This is a genomic window from Ruegeria sp. BG9 (assembly GCF_056538305.1).
The window spans coordinates 19,897-42,024 of the sequence record NZ_JBQFSY010000013.1 but is presented as its reverse complement, the minus strand read 5'-3'; the positions used below and the strand labels follow the sequence as shown (position 1 = coordinate 42,024).

Sequence of the window (22,128 nt, the reverse complement as noted above, 5' to 3'; positions counted from 1 at the left end):
TTTAGGACGCGCCTCCTGCGTCGATCTTTGCCATCAGATACTGCGCAAAGTCATAGTTCGGGCGTTCCAGATGGCTCAGGTGCCCAGGCGTTGCTGCTTCTGAACAAAGACCCCGAAACACTTTTTCGGTACAGCCGCGATCTTCGACATTCACGTCATCCAGAAGCGCCTTGAGCGCGGTGAAATTGTCTTGCGCATCCGGGTCATCCGCAAAGTCATTCGACATGCCACCACCAAAGCGGATATGCACCTGACCCGGTCCTTTGGGGTGCAAGGACAGATACCAGAAATACCCTGGCGTCAGCGTGATCATCAGGCTTGGATAAAGCGCCAGAAGAAAGGTCGTGCGGCGTTCATCTCCTTTCAGCCGATCATTGCTGGGATGCGCCATGGCAATGCGCAGGGATTCATCCTTCAGAATCGTGTGGTAGTTGAAGGCCGCACTCCCGGGTGGGCAAATCATATCCTCCAGCCGCGACAATCCACCAATCGTGCCCGCGTGGCACACCGGCAAATGGTAGCTTTCCATGAAATTCTCGGCCAACACCTTCCAGTTGGTATCCCAGACGTGTTCTTCGTAGAACGCCTCGGAATAGTTGGCCATGTCATAACCTTCGATCATGGTCGCCACTTCGGACAGTTGCTCGGCCACGGGGGCTGCATTTGGATCAAGGCAGACAAAGACCCAGCCCAGCCATTCCTCGCAGCGGACCTGAGGCAGCGCGTAGTTGTCTTTGCAAAACCCCTCGTTCTGCTTCATCGCGGGCGCGCCACGCAGCTTGCCGTCGAGGTTATAGGTCCAGGCGTGATAGGGGCAAACGATCGTCTTGGCATTCCCGCGCCCATGCAAAAGCGTTGACATGCGGTGCAGGCACACATTGCTCATCGCGCGCAGATCGCCGTCTCTGTCACGCAATACAACGATTGGCTGCCCAGCCAGCTCGCAGGCCACATAGTCCCCGACAGACGACAAGGCGTCGGCCCGGCCCACACAATACCAGTCCTTGCGGAAGATGTGCTCCAGCTCTGCATCGACAAAGCTCTGCTCGGTATAGACCTCGGTCGGCATGGCCCGCGCACGTTCAAATGGGACCGAGGTATTCGCGCGCAGAGCGGCTATAGGATCAACGTGGTCTTTGGGCATGAACGAACCTCTTTGCCTGAGTCGCGGGCGGCCACCGCATTCACATACTGAGACGGCTTTTGCCGGAAACAAACCAAAAGTCTATCTTACCGGTGATTAGATAAAATCTAATCGACATAAGACGATACAAAATTAGGGTTGCACAAGCAAAAGAAGCAGCCGGGCCAACAGATACCCAGCACGGCAAAAAAGGTGACGCGATGGAAAATTTCGACACGGTGGTGATTGGCGCAGGTCAGGCGGGCATTGCCACAAGCGAGCATCTCCGCGCCCAAGGCATTGACCACGTCCTCTTGGAGCGGGGCCGCATTGCCGAACGTTGGCGATCCGAGCGATGGGATTCACTCGTTGCAAATGGTCCGGCATGGCATGATCGCTTCCCGGGCCTGGAGTTTTCCGGCGACCGCGACGCCTTTCCACGAAAGGAATGCGTGGCACAGTATTTTGAAGACTATGCCAAAATGATCGACGCGCCCGTGCGCACCGGCGTCACGGTGACGCGTGCGCGGCCGCATGAAAACCGCGCGGGTTTTTTGATCGAAACCTCGCAAGGCCCCATAGAAGCGCGCCACCTCGTCTGTGCCACAGGGCCGTTTCAGAAACCGGTGATTCCGCCGATCATCCCCGAATCCTCTGACGTTCTGCAGATGCATTCCACAGCTTATCGCAATCCCGAGGCTTTGCCTGAGGGCGCCGTTCTGGTCATCGGCGGAGGTTCCTCCGGATCGCAGATCGCGGCCGAGTTGCATGATGCTGAGCGCGATGTTTTCTTCTCCATTGGCCCCCATGACCGACCTCCACGTCGCTATCGTGGGCGCGACAATGTCTGGTGGCTGGGCGTTCTCGGCATTTGGAACTTGGATACACCGGCGCCCGGCACTGAGCATGTCACAATCGCGGTAAGTGGTGCGCATGGCGGCAAAACCGTAGATTTCAGGAAACTTGCCCAGCGCGGCATCACTTTGCTGGGGATGTCGTCGGGATATGAAAACGGCGTTCTCCACATTGCAGATGACCTCAAAGCCAATCTTGATGCGGGCGACGCAAACATGTTGTCCTTGCTCGAAGCCGCCGATGCCTATGTCGCGCGCACCGGCATGGACCTGCCAGAAGAGCCCGAGGCCTGGGTCATAGCGGACGATCCCGCTTGTGTGTCGGACCCCATTCGCGAGCTGGACCTTGAGCGTAACAATATACGCTCCGTGATCTGGGCAACCGGGTTCCAGTTTGACTATGACTGGCTGGAGGCAGACACGCTGGACGACCGAGGCAGACCGATCCATCAACGCGGCGTCTCTCCGGTGCCGGGGCTCTATTTTGTCGGGCTGCCGTGGCAATCCCGCCGCGGATCATCGTTTATCTGGGGCGTTTGGCATGACGCAAAGTTCATCGCGGACCAGATCTCTATTCAGGAAAACTACCTGGCCTATGCACCAAATTCTCCTTGAGAGGTGTCAATCTGACTGGCTCATTTTGAAATTGAAATCGAAAGTCTGGCTGTGATTGCCTGATATGTTGAAACCGAATGAATCCGGGCGTGCACTGATCAAAGCGTATCGCCCCACGCGGCACCCTCAGTTGCAACGGGCCGATCAACTTCGACTACAGTTTCCAACCTCATTCAAAACGGTAGAACCTCTTTGCAGTGTCGTGGAACACGCTGTTCTGATGCTGGTCAGGGATCAGTTCTTGAAGGCGCGAAACCAGCTCAAGGTAAGTCGAAGAAAGACTGTCGACCGGAAAGTTCGATCCGAACATGCAACGATCTGCGCCGAATTGCGACAAGCAGGTTGAAACGATTGGCGCGACGTTTTGGGCGCTCCAATTGTGATCAAACATGCCAAGCCCAGATAGTTTGCAATGGACCTGCGGCAGTTTAGACAGGGAACTAAGCGCCTCTTGCCAGTGACTTAACCCATCAGCACTGCGGTCATGTGGTGAGCCTGCGTGGCAAAGAGCAACAGGTGTACCTGGTGCCCGAGAAAGCACTTCGGAAGTTTGCTCCATCAGTTCGGGAAGCAATTGCAGGTCAAAGGAAAGGCCTCGCTCGCCCACGGCTTTCAGGCCGGTCAGGAAATCCCGGTTTTCAAGTAATCTGTTTGTACCCGTCTTGGCATCTTCGCCGGGCGCGCGCCCGACGATCTGGCGAACACCCCGGACCGAGGGTAGCGATTGAAAGCGGTCCAGCTGGTATTCCAGATCATCGGCCGTCAGATCGCAAAACACGACCTGAAGCAGCGGCCAGTCCGGATTTTGGTCGGCCACGGATTGTACCCACTGCGCCTCGGCCCAAGGATCGGCGGCGCCGACCTGGATATGAACCGAGGCCGAGAAGCCCTGTGCCGACGCATCTGCACGAAATTCTGGTAATAAATAGTCACGCTGGATCGGCGTGGGGTCGCCAAAAAACCGAACGGCGCCCTTTTCCATCAACCAAGGATACTCGACCGCGTTCAGATCCCACAGATGGTGATGTGCGTCTATCTTCATGGTGTTTCGATCCCAGCGGTGCGACCCAGTACGTCAACCCCCTGTTGTTTCCAGAAATGCAGCAGGTCTATGAAAATCCAGTTTTCGGCCAGTTTGTCCTCGGCACGGCGATATATGTCGATCACCCTGAACTCGCCCGGTTTGCCAGTGGCCGGCATACCCATGAACCCTCCTGAGGGCGTTGCGGTGAAGTTGGGCCAGCCAAAGAAGCCGCCATAATGCCCTTCGGCCAGACGGCAGATATGCTTGGTCTTTGATCGGTCTTTGAAACCCGCACGGAACGGTCCTGAATGTTGCTTGGCGTAGCGTTCGATCGTGTAGGTCGCGCCAATTCCCTCGGGCCCCCACCAGATCATGTCTTGATGCCAGGTTCTGGCCAACTCTTCCTCAAGCGGTAACCCGCCTTGCCACTGGCCAAGGTCCGAGATCATCGCATTGATCAATGCCAGTGTTTTCTCACCCTCTGCAACCGGCTGTTCCGTGAGCAGCAGGCCGTCATGTGGCATTGGGCCGGGTTGCACCAGATGCGCCGCTGTTTGCGGAGGAAACGGGTTCTGCCCGGCCTGCACCATCAGGTGTGGTATGTCGAAATACATCGCCGTTTCCGTGATCTTGCCGTCGGCGACCTTGTAGAAGGCGCAATAGCGCAGAAACGCAAGCTTTCCGGTCGGGCGAATGCCCAACCAGGGATGGTCGAACAGGCCCATCAAATGCCCCATAGTGACGACCCACACATCTGATTCATCACGCAGCGAATTCTGCCCGGCGAACATGATATCCACCCGATTTTGCAATCGTGTCAGACTGGATTTCAGGGGCATCCAGAATTGCTGGCCCACCTGTTCTGCATCATTGATCAAGTTGAACGGGTGAAAACCGCGCCACAGTGAATCAGGCGTACAGAAACGACTCATGACGCTAGGAACGTCTTGGGGCGTCGCTGAATCCAATGCGGAATGAAAGTCAGAGATAACTTTTTTCTCTTTCTGGAAGGTCACGGTATTTTCCATTTGTGTCAGGGTGTTGCGCGTTTTGTGTCGCTGGAATGAATCGGGTATTTTCCACATTCTTGCATACGTATGCAAAAAAGTCTTGCCTGATTTGATATATGCGAACTACAGTTTTGCAAACGTATGCAAAACGAATCCTAGTTGGGGGCACCATGGCGGAAATTCAACTGCGTAACGTCGGCAAACGATGGGGTTCGTTTGTTGGGGTCCACAATTTTGACCTAACCATTGCAGATCGCGAGTTTCTGGTGCTGCTGGGACCATCGGGTTGCGGCAAAACCACCACGATGCGGATGATCGCCGGGCTTGAGGACGTGACTGAGGGCGATATCCTGATCGACGGCAAGGTCGTCAACGATCTGGAGCCCAAGGACCGCGATGTAGCGATGGTGTTCCAAAGCTATGCGCTCTACCCCAACATGAACGTCTATGAGAACATCCGCTTCCCGCTAAAGGTGCGCGGTATCGACCCGGCGACCCATGACGACAAGGTTCGTCGCGCCAGCGCGATGGTCGAGCTGGACGAATTCCTACATCGCAAACCCGCCGAACTGTCGGGCGGTCAGCGGCAGCGCGTGGCCCTGGCCCGCGCCATCGTACGTGAACCGAACGTGTTCCTGATGGACGAGCCTCTGTCGAACCTGGATGCCAAGCTGCGGGTTTCGACTCGGGCGCAAATCAAGAACCTCAGCCATGAGCTGGCGGTGACCACGATCTATGTGACCCACGACCAGATCGAGGCGATGACACTGGCTGACCGCGTTGTGGTGATGAAACAGGGCGTGGTGCAGCAGGTCGGTAGCCCGACCGAAATCTATGACCGACCAGCGAATACCTTTGTGGCCAGCTTTATCGGCTCACCCGCCATGAACCTGATGGAGGGTGAGGTCGCGGGCGGCGTGTTCCGTGCGGAACATGTCGAGATCCCGGTCAACGCCCCCGATGGCCCCATGACACTGGGTTTCCGGGCCGAGGATGCCAGTCTTGCCGAAGGCGCGGGCCAGATCACCGCACCGATCTACACGCTGGAGCTTCTGGGCGACGCGACCATGATCTCGGTCCGGGTCGGTGGGGCTTTGGTGTCGGTCAAGGCCGATAAATCTTTCCGCGCCGAGATAGGGGATGACGTCTCATTCTCGGTGCCAACAGAAATCTGTCACCTCTTCGAAGCTGGAAGCGGTGCGCGGATCGGGGAGTAACCCCGCCAACAGCCCTTCGGGGCACAACAGCGGTCCGGGCGTCGACGACGGACCCATCCTGACAGGGAGAAACGCATGAAACTCAAGACGATCCTAATGGCAGGAGCCATGGCCATCGCGGCAAGCGGTGCATCGGCAGCCTGTTCCTATGAAAACGAAGTGCCGCTGAAATCGCTGTCGGCAGGGTTCGAAGCCTGGAAAGCAGTGACGGATGCGATGGCCGAGTGCGGCAATTTCAGCGCCTCGCTGGATCAGGAATTCCGCGAGAAGCAGCCCGAAGCTTTCGCTGCCAACCCCTCGCTCTATCAGATCGGCGGCGTGGCGAACGAAACCATGATCCCGCTTCTGAACGCGGGCACGATCCGCCCGCTGGATGATCTTGTCGCGAAATACGGGCAAGACCTGCTGCCCAACCAGCTGATCAAGGTGGATGGCAAGGTGATGGCGATCGCTATGATGGTGAACGCGCAGCACCTGATGTATCGCAATGATGTTCTGGCCGAGCTGGGCATCGAAGAACCCAAGACCTATGACGACGTTCTGGCTGCCGCAGCCAAGATCAAAGAGGCCGGCGTGATGGAATACCCAATCGGCGGCACGTTCAAAACCGGTTGGAACCTGGCTCAGGAATTCGTCAACATGTATATGGGCGAAGGCGGCACGTTCATCGGCGAGGGCAACATGCCCGCGATCAACAACGAAAAAGGCGTCAAAGCGCTTGAGACGATGAAGGCCATGACCGAGTTCATGGATCCCGAATACCTTGTCTCCGATTCCACCTATGTCCAGCAGCAGTTCCAACAGGGCAAGATCGCCATGGCGAACCTGTGGGCCAGCCGCGCCGCTGCCATGAATGACGAGGCCGAAAGCCAAGTGGTCGGCAAGGTCACCATGGCCTCGGCTCCGATGGGATCCGAGCGTCCCTCGACCACGATCTGGTGGGACGGCATCGTTCTGGCCTCGAACATGAGCGATGAGGAGGCCGATGCCGCCTTCCGTCTGGTCATGGAAGGGATCGACGGTGACATGGTCAGTGCCAACAATGACACTGCCGTCTGGCTGAACGCGGCCTACCAGCCTGGCGAACTGGCTGCAGGCGCTGCCGCCTCGGCGGAAAACGGTGCGGGGGCCTACCCGGCCAGCGCCGCCATGGGTGTTCTGCACAGCGCCCTGGGTAACGGTCTGGCCGACTACCTGACCGGCGCCAAGGACGCACAGACTGCGCTGGCCGATATCGAGGCGGACTACATCACCGCCGCGAAAGAAGCTGGTTTGATCAGCAACTGATCCTCCCCGGGGAGGGTCCCGTGCCCTCCCTATTTCCCCACCCGAGAACCATGAGAAAGGCAGAGCCATGAATTTCAGGACATTTGCCGCCTTTGTTGGCCCCTCTGTCTTTATGATGCTTCTCTTTATCGCTTTCCCGTTGGTCAGCGTGTTCAAGCAGAGCTTTTACATCACCCAACCCGTCTATGAGATGGTCGAGGTCGAAACCTGTACCCCTGGCTTCCTGACCCAGACCTGTGTGACCGAGCAGAAATCGCAGCCAAAGCTGGATGAACATGGCGAGGTGATCACCCAGACCGAATATGTCGGCCTGCAAAGCTATCGCAATGTGCTGGAACCCGAGCGGGCCTGGCGCGCGATCACCGAGGGCAACTGGTCCGTGCTGTCCACCATCAACTTTTGGAAGGCGCTGCGATTCACGCTGACTTTCACGCTGATCACACTGCCTCTGGTCATTGGGTTCGGGTTGGGCATCGCGGTTCTCATCAACAACGCCGCGGGGTCGATCCGCGGGCCGGTCATCTTCATCTCGCTGCTGCCCTTCATCATCACGCCGGTGATTGGTGCGCTATCGATCAACTGGTTGTTCCGTGGGGACGGCATCCTGACGGCACTGCTGGAATGGTGGTTGAACCGAGACATCGCCCTGTTCGCGCAGGCCTGGACGATTGAAATCCTGATGATGTTCTACCGCGTCTGGCACGTGGCCCCGTTTGCGGCCGTTGTGTTCTATGCCGGGCTGCAGACCGTCAATCAAGACAGTCTAGAAAGCGCCGTGATCGATGGGGCGACGCGTTGGCAGCGGATGAAATACATCGTCATTCCGCATCTGATGCCGCTGATCATCTTCGTGTCGATGATCCACCTGATGGACGCCTACCGGGTGTTCGAAGAGATCGTCGGTTTCTCCAGCCAGGCTTATGTCATCTCGCTGCAATGGCTGACCTTCGACTTCCTCGTGCCGGATCAGGCGGGCAACCGGTCGATCAGCCGGGCCTCGGCCAGCGCGATGCTGACCATGATCGGGATCGTCATTCTGCTGATCCTGCCGCTGCGCCGCACCTGGCGCGACCATAAAGGAGGCCACTAATATGTCCTCGCGCGCGCTTCGCCAACCTCTCAGCCTGCGGCTGACCTCGAACATCTTCCTGGCGTTCTGGTGCCTTGTCGCCGCCTTCCCGATCGTCTGGATTGCGATCATGAGCGTCAAATCCCCCGTTGACGCCTATGACAGCAACGCGCTGAACGTGATCTTTGGCCCGGCGACGCTGGCCACAGGGAACGGGTTGTCGGTTCTGGATATCATTCTCGGGATCGCGGTGATCTGGGGTGCGGCCATGGTCGTAACCAAGGTGCTGCCTGCGAAGATCAAGGAATACACCGCGCCGGGTCAGGCGTGGTTCGGTTGGGTGGTCGGAGTGCTTGTCGCCCTGATCGCCTTCCTGCTGGTGTTCTTTGTGGTTTTGCCTGCGGTTCTGAACGTGCTGAACCCGCTATTCGGCCCTCTGGGTCGCGACGTGCTGGGCGTGACGACCGAGCATTACAAAACCGTCTGGGTTGACCGGGGTTTTTCCAACAACTTCAAAAACTCGCTGATCGTGACCGCCGGGGTTGTGACTGTATCGCTTACCGTAGGCACGCTGGCGGGTTATGGGCTGGCGCGGTCGGGCTCGACACTGGCCTTCTGGATTCTGCTGATCGCGCTAATCTTCCGCGCGCTGCCGCATTCGGTTCTGGTGGCAGGCTATCTGCCGGTCTTCATCAACTCAGCCGAATGGCTGGCGCCCATTCTGGGTGAGAATGCACCGACGCTATATGGCAAGCCTTTCGCTGTGATCGCGGTGTTGGTGGCGATCAACCAGCCGTTCACGATCTGGATGCTGCGCTCGTTCTTCCAGAACATCCCGGCCGAACTGGACGAGGCCGCGCGGGTTGATGGCTGCAACCACTTTCAGGCGTTCCGTCGCGTGATCATGCCGGTGATGTGGCCGGGGGTGATCACGACCGGGCTGTTCAGCTTCTTGCTGGCCTATAACGACTTTCTGGTGACCTCGCTGCTACTCGATGCGCAGAACCAGACGATGGTCCCCGCCATTGCGGGCATGTTCAACCGCGAGACGACGACAACCGATCAGGTGGTCGCGGTAGCCGCTGCGGTGTCGATCATCGCCCCGCTGTTCTTCCTTGTGATGATCTTCCAACGCCAAATCGTAAGCGGACTGACCGCTGGCGCAGTAAAAGGATAAAGAAATGAAGGGTTCCCGCCCGGAACAAGCCGTTCTGACCCGTGATACGGATCTGAGCAAAACCGAAGACACGCGCCGCGTGATCGAAACCATGGTGGACGGTCTGAACGACCACCGTATTGACGATATCGGCGAGTTCTTCTCAAAGGGGTTCCGCTGGATGGGCAATCAGGGCTGTGGCACCAAGACCGGCCTGAAGGAGTTTCAAGACAACTGGCAGCGCCCCTTCCAGGCCGCGTTTTCGGACAAAACCTGCATCGATGAGGCACGCCTCTATATGGGCGAATGGGCCGCCGCCTTTGGCCGACAAGAAGCCACCCATTCCGGCGAGTTTCTGGGCATCGCCCCCACCGGAAAGCGGGTTGAAATCCGTTACATGGATTTCTGGAAAGTTGTCGACGGCAAGATCGTCGATAACTGGGTGAATGTGGATTTCGCCCATGTGGCCGCGCAGCTGGGGGTCGATCTGTTTAACGGTGAGGGCTGGGAAGCCTATGACCGGGGTGACAAAACCGCGCCCCGCCCCGACAAGTAAGGATCAGGATTATGGCAATCGAGTATCTGAAACGCGGCAAATCCGACGCTGACCGGGCCGAAGATGACGCAAAGACCCGAGCCGTGGTCGAGGCCACGCTGAAAGACATCGAAACCCGCGGTGATGCCGCCGTGCGCGAGCTGAGCGAGAAGTTCGACAACTATTCCCCCGCCTCGTTCCGCTTGTCGCAGGAGCAGATCGACGATCTGATCGGCCAACTCACCGAGCGCGAGCTGGACGATATCAAATTCGCCCAGGAACAGGTGCGCAACTTTGCACAGGCGCAGCGGGACTCGATGCTGGATATAGAGGTTGAAACCCTGCCCGGCGTCATTTTAGGCCACAAAAATATCCCCGTGCAATCGGTGGGCTGTTACGTGCCCGGCGGCAAGTTCCCTATGGTGGCCTCGGCCCATATGTCGGTGGCGACGGCCAGCGTGGCGGGCGTGCCGCGCATTATCGCCTGCACACCTCCGTTTCAGGGCAAGCCGAACCCGGCGGTGATCGCAGCCATGCATCTGGGCGGCGCGCATGAGATCTATGTGATGGGCGGCATTCAGGCCATCGGCGCGATGGCGCTGGGAACCGAAACCATTGATCCCGTCCACATGCTGGTTGGCCCCGGCAACGCCTTTGTGGCCGAAGCCAAGCGCCAGCTGTTTGGCCGCGTGGGCATCGACCTGTTCGCCGGTCCGACCGAGACCATGGTGATCGCCGACGAGACCGCAGCAGACGCGGAACTCTGCGCAACCGACCTGTTGGGTCAGGCCGAGCATGGCTATAACAGCCCCTGCGTGTTGCTGACCAATTCGCGCAAACTGGCCGAGGATACTCTGGCCGAGGTCGACCGCCTGCTGGGCATCCTGCCCACCGCCGACACTGCGAAAGTGTCCTGGGCCGAGTATGGCGAGGTGATTGTCTGCGACACCTATGACGAAATGCTGAAAGTCGCCGACGACATCGCTTCCGAGCATGTGCAGGTGATGACCGATCGCGATGACTGGTTCCTTGAGAACATGACCTGCTACGGTGCGCTGTTCCTTGGCCCGCGCACCAATGTGTCGAATGGCGACAAGGTGATTGGCACCAACCACACGCTGCCGACCAAAAAGGCTGGGCGCTACACCGGCGGGCTATGGGTAGGGAAATACCTGAAAACCCACAGCTATCAGAAGGTTCTGACCGATGAAGCGGCGACGCTGATCGGCGAATATGGCTCGCGCCTGTGTATGCTGGAAGGCTTCGTGGGCCATGCCGAGCAATGCAACGTCCGCGTCCGCCGCTATGGCGGGATCAACGTCCCCTATGGCGAGGCAGCCCCCTATCGGGACGCCGCGGAATGAGTGACATCCATACGCAGCACAAAGCGCTGATCGCGCAAATCAGGGCGGCTATGTATGACTTCACAGAAACGGGTGTGCGGCAGGCGCTGGCAAATGTCAGCGCTCCGGATGCCCTGTTTCGGTTGTGCCACCCGTTCGGCGACAGCAACGGTAGTGATGCGTTTTATGACACCGCTTACAAAGGTTTGCTGAACGCGTGGCCTGATCTGGAACGGCGCGACTACATCGTCACAGCCGGGCCGGATGAACACGGCGCGGATTGGGTCGGTTGCGGCGGCTACTATACCGGTACCTTCACCGGACCGTGGCTGGATATCCCGCCGACCGGCCATCAGGTGACGATGCGGTTCCATGAATTCTATCGCTTCAGCGACGGCAAGATCGTCGAGATGCAGGCGCTGTGGGACATCCCCGAAGTGATGATGCAGGCCAACGCCTGGCCCATGGCCCCAAGTCTGGGGCTCGAATGGCATGTGCCGGGTCCCGCCACGCAGGATGGTCTGGTGCCGGGGCCATATGATGCCGCCAAAGGCCAGCAGACATGCCAGCACATCATCGACATGCTGGATCACCTCAAGAAACACCCTTCGGAAGGCGGGCCAGAGGTGATGGAGATGGAGAAGTTCTGGCACCCCCGCATGAACTGGTACGGTCCGGCGGGGATCGGCACCGGGCGCGGCTATGCTGGGTTTCGTAACTGGCACCAGATTCCGTTCCTGAACGGGATGCCGGATCGCGGGCAGTATGTGGATGACATCACCTATCACTTCTTCGGCGATGGCGAATATGCCGCCGTCACCGGCTGGCCGAACATGATCCAGACGGTAACCCATGACGGCTGGATGGGGATTGCGCCCTCGGGCCAGCGGATCACCATGCGCAGCCTTGATTTCTGGCGGCTCGAGAATGGCCTGATCCGCGAAAACTGGGTTCTGGTCGATCTTCTGGACGCTTATCGCCAACTTGGCGTTGACGTGTTCGCCCGTCTGCGGGAATTCAACAAGGCCCGGAATATGGGCCGAATTGAAATACCGGATGGAATGAGCTGATGACTGATCTGCCCCGCACCCCCTCTTTTTCGCTGAGCGGTAAAACCGCGCTGGTTACCGGTGCCTCCTCGGGTATCGGTCAGGGCTGTGCCGTCGCGCTTGCCGAAGCCGGGGCGCATGTGGTTTGTGCGGCGCGCGGGGCAGATCGACTGGCTGAGACTGTCGCCGCGCTGCAGGCGCAGGGCTGGTCGGCCGAGGCTGTGGTGGTGGATCAGGGTGACTTGCAGGCGCTGAAACAACTGTTCGAAGTCCGCCCTTTTGACGTGGTGGTCAACTCCGCCGGGACCGCCCGCCACAGCTCGGCAATCGACACCACGCCCGAGGATTTCGACGCAGTGACCGATATCAACCTGCGCTCGGCCTATTTCCTGTCATCCTACGCGGCCAAGGCGCTGCTGGCGGCGGGGCGGCCAGGATCGATCATCCATATCTCAAGCCAGATGGGCCATGTGGGCGGTGTGGACCGGGCGCTGTACTGCGCCACCAAACACGGGCTTGAGGGTATGGTCAAAGCGATGGCGATCGAATGGGGCAAACAGCGCATCCGCATCAACACGGTCTGCCCGACTTTCATCCGCACACCGCTGACACAATCCACCTTCGACAACCCAGAACGCGCCGCGTGGATCATGGACAAGATCAAGCTGGACCGCGTGGGCGAAGTCGAAGACATCATGGGCGCGGTCACCTATCTGGCCTCAGACGCCTCAGCGCTGGTGACGGGCACTTCGATGCTGATTGACGGCGGGTGGACGGCGGACTGATGCGCTATGACGACAAGGATATCAGCATTCAACGCAGACTACGGGATGCGATCCTTGATGCTATCGTGGAAGAAGGCAAAACGATGATCTATCGACCCTCAGCCGGGATGGAGAATGAGGAACCGCATCACTTTTGGGGGCGTTTTGGCCCGATCTTGGACGAATACGGATTGAAACAGATCGACAAAGACTCTGTTCGGGAAGATGCGCAGCAACTGATCGGTAAACTGAACGAACCCGATGCCGATACGGTGCATCAGCTATTTGTTCAGTTTCTGGGCGAGCGCCCCGGAAGCCAACTGCCGGACACCCGGGGTGACTTCCAAATACCGGATAGTCTGCGCGGGGTAATGGATGCCTGTTGCGATTTGACCTTTGCGGTTCCGACGATCTCGCGCGGTTTTCGTTGGACCGAGCGGGTTGCCCCCGTCATGCGTGACGCAAAACGTTGGGACCATGAAGGTGTGTCCAAGCAGGACGAAAGCCAGGCTATGGTTTCCGAATTTCGTGAGCAACGTGAACAGCGCGGTCGTGCGTTTGTAAAAACAGCTCCGATGCATGCCATAGACGGTCTTCGGGACATAGCAAAAACCGAAGGTTCAATGGCGGCATTGCAATCCCTGAATCAATACCACGATGGCAATGCATGGCTGAGCATTCACGACCCGACCGTACCGCGCGGTATGCCGACGATGGGTCTAGATGCTGGGATGAAACTGCTGGCTGCACTGTTCAGAGAGAAACCTGATGGCTGAAAAGGTCACATCCCTGCAGGTTGCGCAACTGGCCGGTGTCAGCCAGTCGGCGGTTAGCCGAGTGTTCACGCCCGGTGCCTCGGTCAGCAAAAAGACCGAAGACAAAGTGCGCAAGGCGGCCGCCGAACTGGGGTACAGGCCCAATGTTCTGGCCCGCGCGATGGTGTCGGGCAAAAGCCGGATCATCGGTCTGGTGGTGGGGTATCTCGAGAATTACTTCTACCCCGAGGCGTTGGAAAAGCTCTCCAACGCGCTGCAGGAACAGGGCTATCACGTGCTGATTTTCATGGCCTCACGCTCAGCCGGGAATATTGACGACGTGATGGACGAGATTCTGGATTATCAGGTTGACGGGGTTATACTGGCCTCGGTTCCGATGTCCTCGGATATTGCCACGCGCTGCCAGCAGGCCGGTGTTCCGGTTGTATTGTTCAACCGTACGCAAGATCTGGACGGGATCACAACGGTGGCCTCGGACAACTATGCGGGCGGGCGCAAAGTGGCCGAGTTTCTGCTGGCCGGAGGGCATAAGCGTATCGCCTATATCGCGGGTTGGCAGGGCGCCTCGACCCAGCGCGACCGCGAGGCCGGGTTCCGTGCGGCATTGGCAGAAGGCGGGCAGGATGTGTTCGCCCATGATGTCGGAGATTTCCACACCGAAAACGCCCGGGCCGCCGCCCGCCGGATGTTTGATGTGGCACCCGGCAAACGGCCCGACGCGGTATTTGTGGCCAATGATCACATGGCTTTGGCCGTGATGGACGTGATCCGCTTCGAATTGGGTCTGCGTGTGCCCGAGGATGTTTCGGTCATCGGCTATGACGACGTGCCGCCCGCCGGGTGGCCTGCCTACAACCTGACGACAATCCGCCAGCGCGCAAATCTGATGGTGGCTGAAACCGTCACCGCATTGCTTGACCATATCGACACCCCGGCCACGGCCGAACCGCGTAAAGTGGCCATTGACGGGCCGCTGATCGTGCGGACCTCGGCGCGTTTGCCGAAGGGGTGGAAACCACAAAGGACTGAGACATGAAGGGCTTTGATCCGAAATTCCGGGACTTCCCGGATTACATCATCGGGATCACCAAAGAGATCTGGGAAGATCGTGGCATCGCCACGCTGCATGACTATTACAGCAAGGATATCGTCGTGCGCTCGCCCGGGTCGGTGGTGCTGGGCAACCAGAACGTCATCGGCGCGACCATGGCGACGCTGGCCGAGTTTCCCGACCGTCAATTGCTTGGCGAGGATGTTATCTGGTCCGGTACGCCGGAAGAGGGGATGCTGAGTTCGCACCGGATCATCTCGACCGCAACACATTTGGCCGAGGGAGTTTATGGAAAAGCGACCGGAACCAAATTGCGCTATCGGATTCTCGCCGACTGCCACGCCATCGACAATCAGATCAACGACGAATGGCTGATCCGCGATCAGGGGGCGATCGTGCGTCAGATGGGTTGGGACCCCAAGGAATACGCCGCCGATTTAATTGCGCGCGAAGGTGGACCTGAGAACTGCGTCAAACCGCTGACACCCAAGATCGACCAGCCCGGCCCCTACAAGGGCACCGGCAACGACAATGAATGGGGGCAGCGTTACGCCGATATCCTGACCCGGATCATGAATGCCGATATGGGCGCAATCGAAACCGAATATGATCGCGCTGTTCAGTCCGAATATGTAGGCGGGATCACCGGTCACGGCTGGGACTCGGTGGATCGGTTCTGGATGGGCTTGCGCGCCAGCTTTCCGAACGCCGAGTTCAAGATCGAACACCAGATTGGCCGCGACGACCCGAACATGCCCCCTCGCGCCGCGATCCGCTGGAGCCTATGGGGCAAGCATGATGGCTGGGGTGTCTTTGGCGCGCCAACCGGTGCGCAGGTCTATGTTCTGGGCATCAGCCACGGCGAGTTCGGCGAGTTGATCAGCGGCCAGCCGCAGCTGCGCCGGGAATATACCCTGTTCGACGAGACCTCGGTCTGGAAACAGATCCTGCTACAAGACCAGGAGAGCTGAGTGGCTGCGATGGGCCTCTCCCTGAACGCCAGTCAGGCGGCGCGGCGCTTTCACACGCATCGCGCCTCGCTGCGCGCTCGGCGTTTGAATAATCGACCTCCCGGGGGACGGGATTGATCCCATCACCCCCATTTTCAAGGAGACCATCATGAGCACAATCCAACAACGCATCGTCCGCTACGGCGAGCTGCAGCCCTGCAAAACCGCCTTTATCGACGCCCATACGCCGGGCAGTGACCAGAAAGAGAACTTCACCATTATCGGCGGCGGCGTCTCGGAATCGCCCGACCAGCACGTCCACATCACCGACAAGATCGGCTTTAACATCGGCGCTGCGGGCCAGCCTCCAAAATGCCGGAACTCTCTGCACAGCCACACCACGGCCGAAGTGTTCTTTGTCGCCAAGGGCCGCTGGCGGTTCTTCTGGGGTCGCTATGGCACTGCGGGTGAGTTCATTGCCGAAGAAGGCGACATCTTCAACATTCCAACCGGCATTTTTCGCGGGTTCGAAAATGTCGGTCAGGATTATGGGATGATCATGTCGATCCTCGGCGGTGACGATGCCGGGGGTGGCGTGACATGGGCACCGCAAGTCATTCAGGACGCGCAGGCCCACGGGCTGATGCTGGGTGACAATGGCGTTCTGTATGACAGCAAGAAAGGCCAAGAGCTGCCCCACAACGTGCGCCCGATGCCGCTGCTGACCGAGGAACAGTTGAAAGACTACCCCGAGGTGCCGGTCGAGGATGTGGTGGGCAAATACGTTGCCCGCTACTGGGATCTGATGGCATTGTCGGCCAATAAACCAGCGCCGGTGATTGGCGAAAACGCTCTGATCAAAGATAAACCGGGGTTCGAGGTCGACTTCCTCGGGCGCGGGTCGAGTGTCAATGATCCGATTGTCGCTGAAAAGCCAGTTGTTCTAATGCCCGCCAGCGGTCACTGGCGCATCTCGATTGATGGGTATGAGACCACTCTGTCGAATGGAGACACTGCCTTGGTTCTGCCAGGGGAACGCTATAGCGTTGAACCGTCGATGACCGGACAGGCGGGTCTGTACCGGATTACAGCGACCGATGACCCGGCAGGAGCCACCTGGACAGGATGACCGCAGATCCAAACGACACGCACGCAATCTATGAACGGCAGGCGACTGACTATGACAAGCGCCGCTCAAAGGCCTTGTTCGAAGCGCGCTGGCTGGCGCGCTTCACTGCCAGCCTGAAGCCCGGCGATCGCGTTCTGGATTTAGGTTGCGGGACAGGCGATCCCATTGCGCGGTGGTTCAAGGCCGAAGGCTTTGACGTCACGGGTGTCGATTTCTCCGAGGCGATGCTGGCCATTGCCCGGACCCGCTGGCCCGATGGTGATTGGCGTCATGGCGATATGCGCGATTTCGAACTGGATCAGACATTCGACGGTATCATTGCCTGGAACAGCTTTTTCCATCTGACAGCGGACGAGCAAAGGGATTGCATCGCCCGTATGTCCCGTCACTTGCGGCCCGGTGGAATGCTGATGCTGACCGTCGGTCCCCGCGCAGGAGAGGACAGTGGTACCGTTGGATCGGAACGTGTCTATCACGCGTCGCTGTCTCCGGCAGGTTATGCTGTTTGCCTTGAAGAGAACCGGCTGCAATTGACCGGGTTTCTGGCCGAAGACCCTGAAACCCAAAGCCACACAATCCTGATGGCTCGCAAAATCTGAGGAGGCCCCGATGACCGTAAAGACCACGCATGTTGGATCCCTGCCCCGCTCGCAGGACGTGGTGGATTACATCTTCGCCCGTGAAAACGGCAAGCCCTATGATGCCGCGGGTTTTGATGGCTGCATGACCGAAGCGGTCTCCGAGACGGTGCGCAAACAGGTCGAAGCCGGGGTGGATATCGTCAGCGATGGCGAGACCTCGAAGATTTCCTACGCCACTTACGTCAAGGACCGCTATACCGGTTTTTCCGGTGACAGCCCGCGCAATGCACCTGCGGATCTGAAGATGTTTCCCAGCTTTTTGCAGCGCCTGGCTGATGATGGCGGCACCCCGAAATATGCGCGACCCATGTGTACAGGCGAGGTGCGTTCAAAAGGGCAAGGCGAGCTACAAAAGGACATCGAAAACCTTAAGTCGGCGATGTCCCAACATGGGATCGACCGAGGCTTCATGAATGCCGCGTCGCCAGGGGTGATTTCGCTGTTTCTGCAGAATGACCACTACCCAACGCGCGAGGCGTATCTGGCCGCGCTGGCCGATGCGATGAAAGAAGAATACGAAACCATCGTGGCCGCCGGTCTGGACCTGCAACTGGATTGCCCCGATCTGGCCCTTTCGCGCCATATGTTGTTCACCGATCTGTCGGACGACGCGTTCGTAAAGATCGCCAATATGCATGTCGAGGCCCTGAATCATGCTCTGCAGAACGTCCCGCAAGACCGTGTGCGCGTGCATATCTGTTGGGGCAATTACGAGGGCCCGCATTGCTGTGACATCGCAATGGACAAGGTGTTCTCCACTCTGATGGCGACCAAATCGCGCTATGTGCTGTTTGAAACTTCGAACCCGCGACACGCCCATGAATGGACTGTGTTCCGCGACCGGAAAGATGAGATACCCGATGACAAGGTACTGGTGCCCGGCGTTGTTGACACCACCACCAACTTCATCGAACACCCTGAGCTTGTGGCGCAGCGTATCGACCGGTTCTCGGGCATCGTTGGGGCGGATCGGGTGATTGCAGGCAGCGATTGCGGTTTTGGCACTTTCGCAGGCTTCGGCGCGGTTGATCCGCAGATAGCCTATGCCAAATTGGCGGCGCTGTCGGCAGGGGCAAAGCTGGCTGCGTCATGACGCCTTTGATCTTGTTGCCTGGCATGATGTGCGATGCGCGCCTCTTTGGTCCGCAGATCGACGCGATGTCAAACAGGGTGCCGTTGATGAGCTTTCCGTTAAGCCAGCAGGACAGCGTCGGGGCCATGGCCGCCGAGATTCTGAAAAATGCCCCTCCCCGCTTCGCTTTGGCGGGGCTGTCTATGGGCGGAATTGTTGCGATGGAAGTGCTGCGTCAAGCCCCGGCCCGGGTGGAACGGCTGGCTTTGCTGGATACCAATCCGCTGGCAGAGGCGTCCGAGGTCAAAGCCCGCCGTGCACCGCAGATGGCCACCGTGCGCGAGGGGCGCTTGCGGCAGGTTATGCGCGATGAGATGAAACCCAACTATCTGGCGGACGGTCCACGACAGGGCGCTATTTTGGATCTTTGCATGGCTATGGCCACGGATCTGGGGCCGGACGTCTTTCTACGTCAGTCGCAAGCGCTGATGGATCGCATCGACCAACGCGCGACCCTGTCGGCCTATACCGGCAAAACGCTGGTTCTGTGCGGGCGTGCCGACGGTCTTTGCCCTGTCGAACGCCACCAACTCATGCACGATCTTCTGCCTAATAGCGCGCTGACGATCATTGAAGACGCAGGGCACCTGCCCACACTGGAACAACCACAAGAAACCACAGCGGCCCTGATCCGCTGGCTGGAGGACACATGAACCCATCGCTTCTGTCTCTGCTTCGCAAGGTCGACACGCCCACCGTATGCAACGCCATTGAAGTGGCGCAGGGCAAACGAGGCTTTGATCAGTTCACACGGGGCACCATGCTGTGCTCTGCCCCCGATGAGCCAGCAATTGTCGGCTATGCACGCACCGCCAAGATCGCTGCTATTCATCCACCAACCGAGCCAGCAGATGTGATCCGGGCGCGGCGCATGGCCTATTACAAATATATGGCTGAGGCACTAGAGCCATCTGTCGCGGTGATTGAGGATGTAGACTACCCGGACTGTATCGGCGCCTATTGGGGTGAGATCAACACATCGGTCCACAAAGGGTTCGGTATGTCGGGGGTCGTCACCAATGGCGTGATGCGCGATCTTGGGGACCTACCCGTAGGATTTCCGGTTGTCGCCGGTTCGGTCGGCCCGAGCCATGGCTTCGTCCACATACGCGAGATTGATACCCCGGTTTCCGTGTTTGGCCTGACGGTAAGCCCAGGTGATTTGGTACATGCTGACCGTCACGGAGCACTGGTGATACCAGAGGATATCACGGTGCAACTGGAAGCGGCAATCCAGAAACTGCTTGTGACAGAGCGTATCGTCCTGGATGCCGCACGCCAATCCGGGTTTGATTTTGAAACCTTTGAAACCGCATGGGCAGAGTTCGAAAAGGCCAGAGTTTGATTGCTGCAAACGAGTGACAGACCTCCCCTGAATAGTAGTCTACAGACCACAAGTCTCTGGAATGACATCGTAAGTCCAAGTCTGACCTTCGCATCTTGGTCGGCGTAAGACAAAGGCAGCCTTATTGTAACATTGCCGGAAACCAGGATTGATGGAGCATAGCCGTTCGTCAGATGGCGCCTTAGAGCCGGCCAGATGCGAAACCGTGTTGACTGAACAGCCAGTCCACTCTTTCTTTTAGGGGCGGTCGGGTTCCAAAACTTACAACACGACCAACTTGAGCAGCGGTAAAGCAAAGATCGCGCATACTTCGTTAGGCCGTCACGAAGTCCAACGCTAAGTCCACAAAAAAGTAACTACCGCTGCAACCCGTATTTCAACGCAAATCCCCATCACAGTACAACCAACAGGGCATGAACGAAATTAAAGGCAAAGCCTTCAATTGGTTCAGGCGCAATCTGGTTGATCCCGATCAATAAGCAAAAACACAAAACCAAAGCATAGGGCAACTTGTGCATTGGAAGTTTCAGGCCATCCCGGGTCTCTGCAAGGATCAAAAGTAAAAAGGTCATTACAAATACCTGCATCGACAACCAACGGCTCCAGTCAGTGGCGATCGGATAAAGCAGAAATGGAGTGCAAGCACTCAACAGAAACAGACTCCATTCAAAGCCGCCACTTAACACCCGGGTCGCTGTCCACAAACAAGGCAGCATTAACAGTATAGTCATCAACACTACAACAGGAACATTCACACGATCCAACACTATGATCTTGACCGCCGAGGTCGTACCTCCAAATCCGTCTACAAGCCATGGAAATATCCCGCCGCACAACCGGTCCGACAGCCCGGCGGCCAACAGACGCGAGCACATAGCGTCGGTATCCGGAACGCTGACATAAACTGTGGAGAACACGGCTGCTGTCAGCGAGATTATGCATAGGCATGCAATCGGACCAAGCGACGCTTGTTTTCCGTGACGCAAATAAAACGCGACGCTCAAGCCCGGAGCCAAGACTAGATTTCCTTCATGAAAAAAGACAGATACGCCATAGAGAATTAAGGCGGTCATACTTCCGATAAAGCCGCTACTTCTGGCAAATAGCAATGGAAGGAACGCGGCTAAACCAATCAGCTCTTTGCGATACGCGGACGTAGTATCGTTGACCCAGAATAATACGAGTGCAGGGCTGACCAAAAGGATCACAACCACATCCGGCATTTTTAGTGAAAGGCCTTTGCAGAAAAGCACCACAATTATCAGAATTGTCAAAGCCGCTTGTACCAGGCTTACCAACACCAGGGGACTGACATTCGACAGTTCGGAAAGTTTCAGAAAGAACTCACCCGAAATGCCCCGTCGAACGATACCACTTGAAAAGTTCACCAACCAATCCGCGTGCTGAAACTCGCCACCACCAGCTTTGGTCAAATAAATCAGACGCCGCAATAAAAGCGCTATCGACACAAGAAAAACAAATGAAACAAGCAACACGTTAAAGCGCCTTGACCCAAACAGCATGTATTCCCACCCTTAATGATCAAATTTGTTCAAACATATTGTTGGTCAGGATGTTAAGCTGCGTTCAAGATGTTCTCAAGAAGGCGCCGAGTGGTGACTGAAGGACGTATTGGTTCTGAAATAAATTCGGGAAATGTTTTGAACAACTTTCACCGGAACAAATTTTGCGCGACTGCATCAGAATTGCGAAGTTCCGCTGACTGAGGGCATGATCAGTCTAGGTATCGGAATAGATCGAAAAATTGCAGCGTCGAAATAGTTGCAAAAGCATAAGGAAACTTCAGTTACGGTAAATCGAACAAACACGGGATCTTATTCCCTGTTTCACCCTGAATTTGGTTCAGTAGGGCAAAGGGTCACTGAGCGAACTTCCGGTCTTAGTTGAATATCGAGCTGTTGCTGGATTTAGACAACGCAACTAACTGGTATGCAGCTCACGTTCATCGCAGGTTCACCCGGAAGGTCCTTCCCTTTCGCCTTGGGGGATGCAGTCACTTTTGGGACTATCGATCCTTGACCCCCGCGCCTACAAGTT

Annotated in this window: 21 protein-coding genes; 17 read left to right on the top strand and 4 right to left on the bottom strand. The window is 57.6% G+C overall.

The features are described from left to right. Position 1: 1 nt before the first annotated feature. Complete coding sequence (locus ACR0I8_RS20515) at positions 2 to 1,144, bottom strand: SRPBCC family protein (protein WP_170692635.1); 1,143 nt, start codon at positions 1,142 to 1,144, stop codon at positions 2 to 4. A gap of 200 nt (positions 1,145 to 1,344) precedes the next feature. On the opposite strand from ACR0I8_RS20515, the gene ACR0I8_RS20510 reads away from it, so the two are divergent. Then, entirely contained in the window at positions 1,345 to 2,592 is a 1,248-nt protein-coding gene (locus tag ACR0I8_RS20510) for a flavin-containing monooxygenase (protein ID WP_170692632.1), read from the top strand. Between the two features lie 169 nt (positions 2,593 to 2,761). Here ACR0I8_RS20510 and ACR0I8_RS20505 read toward each other — a convergent pair whose 3' ends face one another. Both ACR0I8_RS20505 and ACR0I8_RS20500 read right to left on the bottom strand, forming a co-directional pair. Next, a complete protein-coding gene (locus ACR0I8_RS20505) occupies positions 2,762 to 3,634 on the bottom strand; it encodes an amidohydrolase family protein (protein WP_170692629.1) in 873 nt (290 codons plus the stop codon). Then, complete coding sequence (locus tag ACR0I8_RS20500) at positions 3,631 to 4,644, bottom strand: ester cyclase (protein WP_170692627.1); 1,014 nt, start codon at positions 4,642 to 4,644, stop codon at positions 3,631 to 3,633. The genes ACR0I8_RS20505 and ACR0I8_RS20500 overlap by 4 nt, the downstream gene beginning before the upstream one ends. A 152-nt stretch (positions 4,645 to 4,796) precedes the next feature. Between ACR0I8_RS20500 and ACR0I8_RS20495 the strand changes: the two genes are divergently transcribed. The 16 genes from ACR0I8_RS20495 (at position 4,797) to ACR0I8_RS20420 (ending at position 20,070) form a co-directional block, all read left to right on the top strand. Further along, a complete protein-coding gene (locus ACR0I8_RS20495; protein ID WP_170692625.1) occupies positions 4,797 to 5,843 on the top strand; it encodes a sn-glycerol-3-phosphate ABC transporter ATP-binding protein UgpC in 1,047 nt (348 codons plus the stop codon). A gap of 75 nt (positions 5,844 to 5,918) precedes the next feature. Beyond that, positions 5,919 to 7,130: an extracellular solute-binding protein gene (locus tag ACR0I8_RS20490; RefSeq protein ID WP_170641198.1), complete on the top strand. Its 1,212-nt coding sequence runs from the start codon at positions 5,919 to 5,921 to the stop codon at positions 7,128 to 7,130. 67 nt (positions 7,131 to 7,197) lie between these two features. After that, positions 7,198 to 8,220 carry a carbohydrate ABC transporter permease gene (locus tag ACR0I8_RS20485; RefSeq protein ID WP_170380322.1) on the top strand — a complete coding sequence of 341 codons (1,023 nt, stop codon included), beginning with the start codon at positions 7,198 to 7,200 and terminating at the stop codon, positions 8,218 to 8,220. A gap of 1 nt (position 8,221) precedes the next feature. Beyond that, a complete protein-coding gene (locus ACR0I8_RS20480; protein WP_170692622.1) occupies positions 8,222 to 9,376 on the top strand; it encodes a carbohydrate ABC transporter permease in 1,155 nt (384 codons plus the stop codon). 4 nt (positions 9,377 to 9,380) lie between these two features. After that, positions 9,381 to 9,911, top strand: a complete 531-nt coding sequence (locus ACR0I8_RS20475) for an ester cyclase (protein ID WP_170692619.1) — start codon at positions 9,381 to 9,383, stop codon at positions 9,909 to 9,911. Between the two features lie 11 nt (positions 9,912 to 9,922). Next, complete coding sequence (hisD, locus tag ACR0I8_RS20470) at positions 9,923 to 11,254, top strand: histidinol dehydrogenase (protein WP_170380319.1); 1,332 nt, start codon at positions 9,923 to 9,925, stop codon at positions 11,252 to 11,254. Further along, positions 11,251 to 12,303, top strand: a complete 1,053-nt coding sequence (locus ACR0I8_RS20465; RefSeq protein WP_170692616.1) for an ester cyclase — start codon at positions 11,251 to 11,253, stop codon at positions 12,301 to 12,303. The genes hisD and ACR0I8_RS20465 overlap by 4 nt, the downstream gene beginning before the upstream one ends. Next, positions 12,303 to 13,067: an SDR family oxidoreductase gene (locus tag ACR0I8_RS20460; RefSeq protein WP_170692614.1), complete on the top strand. Its 765-nt coding sequence runs from the start codon at positions 12,303 to 12,305 to the stop codon at positions 13,065 to 13,067. Before ACR0I8_RS20465 ends, ACR0I8_RS20460 begins: the two co-directional genes overlap by 1 nt. Next, positions 13,067 to 13,822: a hypothetical protein gene (locus ACR0I8_RS20455; RefSeq protein WP_170661409.1), complete on the top strand. Its 756-nt coding sequence runs from the start codon at positions 13,067 to 13,069 to the stop codon at positions 13,820 to 13,822. Before ACR0I8_RS20460 ends, ACR0I8_RS20455 begins: the two co-directional genes overlap by 1 nt. Beyond that, positions 13,815 to 14,858 (top strand): LacI family DNA-binding transcriptional regulator, encoded by a 1,044-nt coding sequence (locus tag ACR0I8_RS20450; RefSeq protein ID WP_425084655.1) that lies wholly within the window; start codon positions 13,815 to 13,817, stop codon positions 14,856 to 14,858. Before ACR0I8_RS20455 ends, ACR0I8_RS20450 begins: the two co-directional genes overlap by 8 nt. After that, a complete protein-coding gene (locus ACR0I8_RS20445) occupies positions 14,855 to 15,844 on the top strand; it encodes a nuclear transport factor 2 family protein (protein WP_170692611.1) in 990 nt (329 codons plus the stop codon). The genes ACR0I8_RS20450 and ACR0I8_RS20445 overlap by 4 nt, the downstream gene beginning before the upstream one ends. Before the next feature lie 148 nt (positions 15,845 to 15,992). After that, positions 15,993 to 16,952 carry a cupin domain-containing protein gene (locus tag ACR0I8_RS20440; protein ID WP_170641186.1) on the top strand — a complete coding sequence of 320 codons (960 nt, stop codon included), beginning with the start codon at positions 15,993 to 15,995 and terminating at the stop codon, positions 16,950 to 16,952. Continuing rightward, positions 16,949 to 17,551, top strand: a complete 603-nt coding sequence (locus ACR0I8_RS20435) for a class I SAM-dependent methyltransferase (protein ID WP_170692608.1) — start codon at positions 16,949 to 16,951, stop codon at positions 17,549 to 17,551. Before ACR0I8_RS20440 ends, ACR0I8_RS20435 begins: the two co-directional genes overlap by 4 nt. Positions 17,552 to 17,561: 10 nt before the next feature. Further along, positions 17,562 to 18,686, top strand: coding sequence for a cobalamin-independent methionine synthase II family protein (locus ACR0I8_RS20430; RefSeq protein WP_170692605.1), 1,125 nt, complete (start codon positions 17,562 to 17,564; stop codon positions 18,684 to 18,686). Then, complete coding sequence (locus ACR0I8_RS20425; protein ID WP_170692602.1) at positions 18,683 to 19,378, top strand: alpha/beta fold hydrolase; 696 nt, start codon at positions 18,683 to 18,685, stop codon at positions 19,376 to 19,378. Before ACR0I8_RS20430 ends, ACR0I8_RS20425 begins: the two co-directional genes overlap by 4 nt. Next, a complete protein-coding gene (locus ACR0I8_RS20420) occupies positions 19,375 to 20,070 on the top strand; it encodes an RraA family protein (protein WP_170692600.1) in 696 nt (231 codons plus the stop codon). Before ACR0I8_RS20425 ends, ACR0I8_RS20420 begins: the two co-directional genes overlap by 4 nt. 392 nt (positions 20,071 to 20,462) lie before the next feature. On the opposite strand, the gene ACR0I8_RS20415 is transcribed toward ACR0I8_RS20420, so the two are convergent. Further along, a complete protein-coding gene (locus ACR0I8_RS20415; RefSeq protein WP_170692597.1) occupies positions 20,463 to 21,593 on the bottom strand; it encodes a hypothetical protein in 1,131 nt (376 codons plus the stop codon). Positions 21,594 to 22,128: the final 535 nt, after the last annotated feature.

What these genes read in the sequence shown, in the direction of transcription:
- ACR0I8_RS20515 (WP_170692635.1), bottom strand. Translation starts at nt 1,144, where the DNA reads ATGCCCAAAGACCACGTTGATCCTATAGCCGCTCTGCGCGCGAATACC.
- ACR0I8_RS20510 (WP_170692632.1), top strand. Translation starts at nt 1,345, where the DNA reads ATGGAAAATTTCGACACGGTGGTGATTGGCGCAGGTCAGGCGGGCATT.
- ACR0I8_RS20505 (WP_170692629.1), bottom strand. Translation starts at nt 3,634, where the DNA reads ATGAAGATAGACGCACATCACCATCTGTGGGATCTGAACGCGGTCGAG.
- ACR0I8_RS20500 (WP_170692627.1), bottom strand. Translation starts at nt 4,644, where the DNA reads ATGGAAAATACCGTGACCTTCCAGAAAGAGAAAAAAGTTATCTCTGAC.
- ACR0I8_RS20495 (WP_170692625.1), top strand. Translation starts at nt 4,797, where the DNA reads ATGGCGGAAATTCAACTGCGTAACGTCGGCAAACGATGGGGTTCGTTT.
- ACR0I8_RS20490 (WP_170641198.1), top strand. Translation starts at nt 5,919, where the DNA reads ATGAAACTCAAGACGATCCTAATGGCAGGAGCCATGGCCATCGCGGCA.
- ACR0I8_RS20485 (WP_170380322.1), top strand. Translation starts at nt 7,198, where the DNA reads ATGAATTTCAGGACATTTGCCGCCTTTGTTGGCCCCTCTGTCTTTATG.
- ACR0I8_RS20480 (WP_170692622.1), top strand. Translation starts at nt 8,222, where the DNA reads ATGTCCTCGCGCGCGCTTCGCCAACCTCTCAGCCTGCGGCTGACCTCG.
- ACR0I8_RS20475 (WP_170692619.1), top strand. Translation starts at nt 9,381, where the DNA reads ATGAAGGGTTCCCGCCCGGAACAAGCCGTTCTGACCCGTGATACGGAT.
- hisD (WP_170380319.1), top strand. Translation starts at nt 9,923, where the DNA reads ATGGCAATCGAGTATCTGAAACGCGGCAAATCCGACGCTGACCGGGCC.
- ACR0I8_RS20465 (WP_170692616.1), top strand. Translation starts at nt 11,251, where the DNA reads ATGAGTGACATCCATACGCAGCACAAAGCGCTGATCGCGCAAATCAGG.
- ACR0I8_RS20460 (WP_170692614.1), top strand. Translation starts at nt 12,303, where the DNA reads ATGACTGATCTGCCCCGCACCCCCTCTTTTTCGCTGAGCGGTAAAACC.
- ACR0I8_RS20455 (WP_170661409.1), top strand. Translation starts at nt 13,067, where the DNA reads ATGCGCTATGACGACAAGGATATCAGCATTCAACGCAGACTACGGGAT.
- ACR0I8_RS20450 (WP_425084655.1), top strand. Translation starts at nt 13,815, where the DNA reads ATGGCTGAAAAGGTCACATCCCTGCAGGTTGCGCAACTGGCCGGTGTC.
- ACR0I8_RS20445 (WP_170692611.1), top strand. Translation starts at nt 14,855, where the DNA reads ATGAAGGGCTTTGATCCGAAATTCCGGGACTTCCCGGATTACATCATC.
- ACR0I8_RS20440 (WP_170641186.1), top strand. Translation starts at nt 15,993, where the DNA reads ATGAGCACAATCCAACAACGCATCGTCCGCTACGGCGAGCTGCAGCCC.
- ACR0I8_RS20435 (WP_170692608.1), top strand. Translation starts at nt 16,949, where the DNA reads ATGACCGCAGATCCAAACGACACGCACGCAATCTATGAACGGCAGGCG.
- ACR0I8_RS20430 (WP_170692605.1), top strand. Translation starts at nt 17,562, where the DNA reads ATGACCGTAAAGACCACGCATGTTGGATCCCTGCCCCGCTCGCAGGAC.
- ACR0I8_RS20425 (WP_170692602.1), top strand. Translation starts at nt 18,683, where the DNA reads ATGACGCCTTTGATCTTGTTGCCTGGCATGATGTGCGATGCGCGCCTC.
- ACR0I8_RS20420 (WP_170692600.1), top strand. Translation starts at nt 19,375, where the DNA reads ATGAACCCATCGCTTCTGTCTCTGCTTCGCAAGGTCGACACGCCCACC.
- ACR0I8_RS20415 (WP_170692597.1), bottom strand. Translation starts at nt 21,593, where the DNA reads ATGCTGTTTGGGTCAAGGCGCTTTAACGTGTTGCTTGTTTCATTTGTT.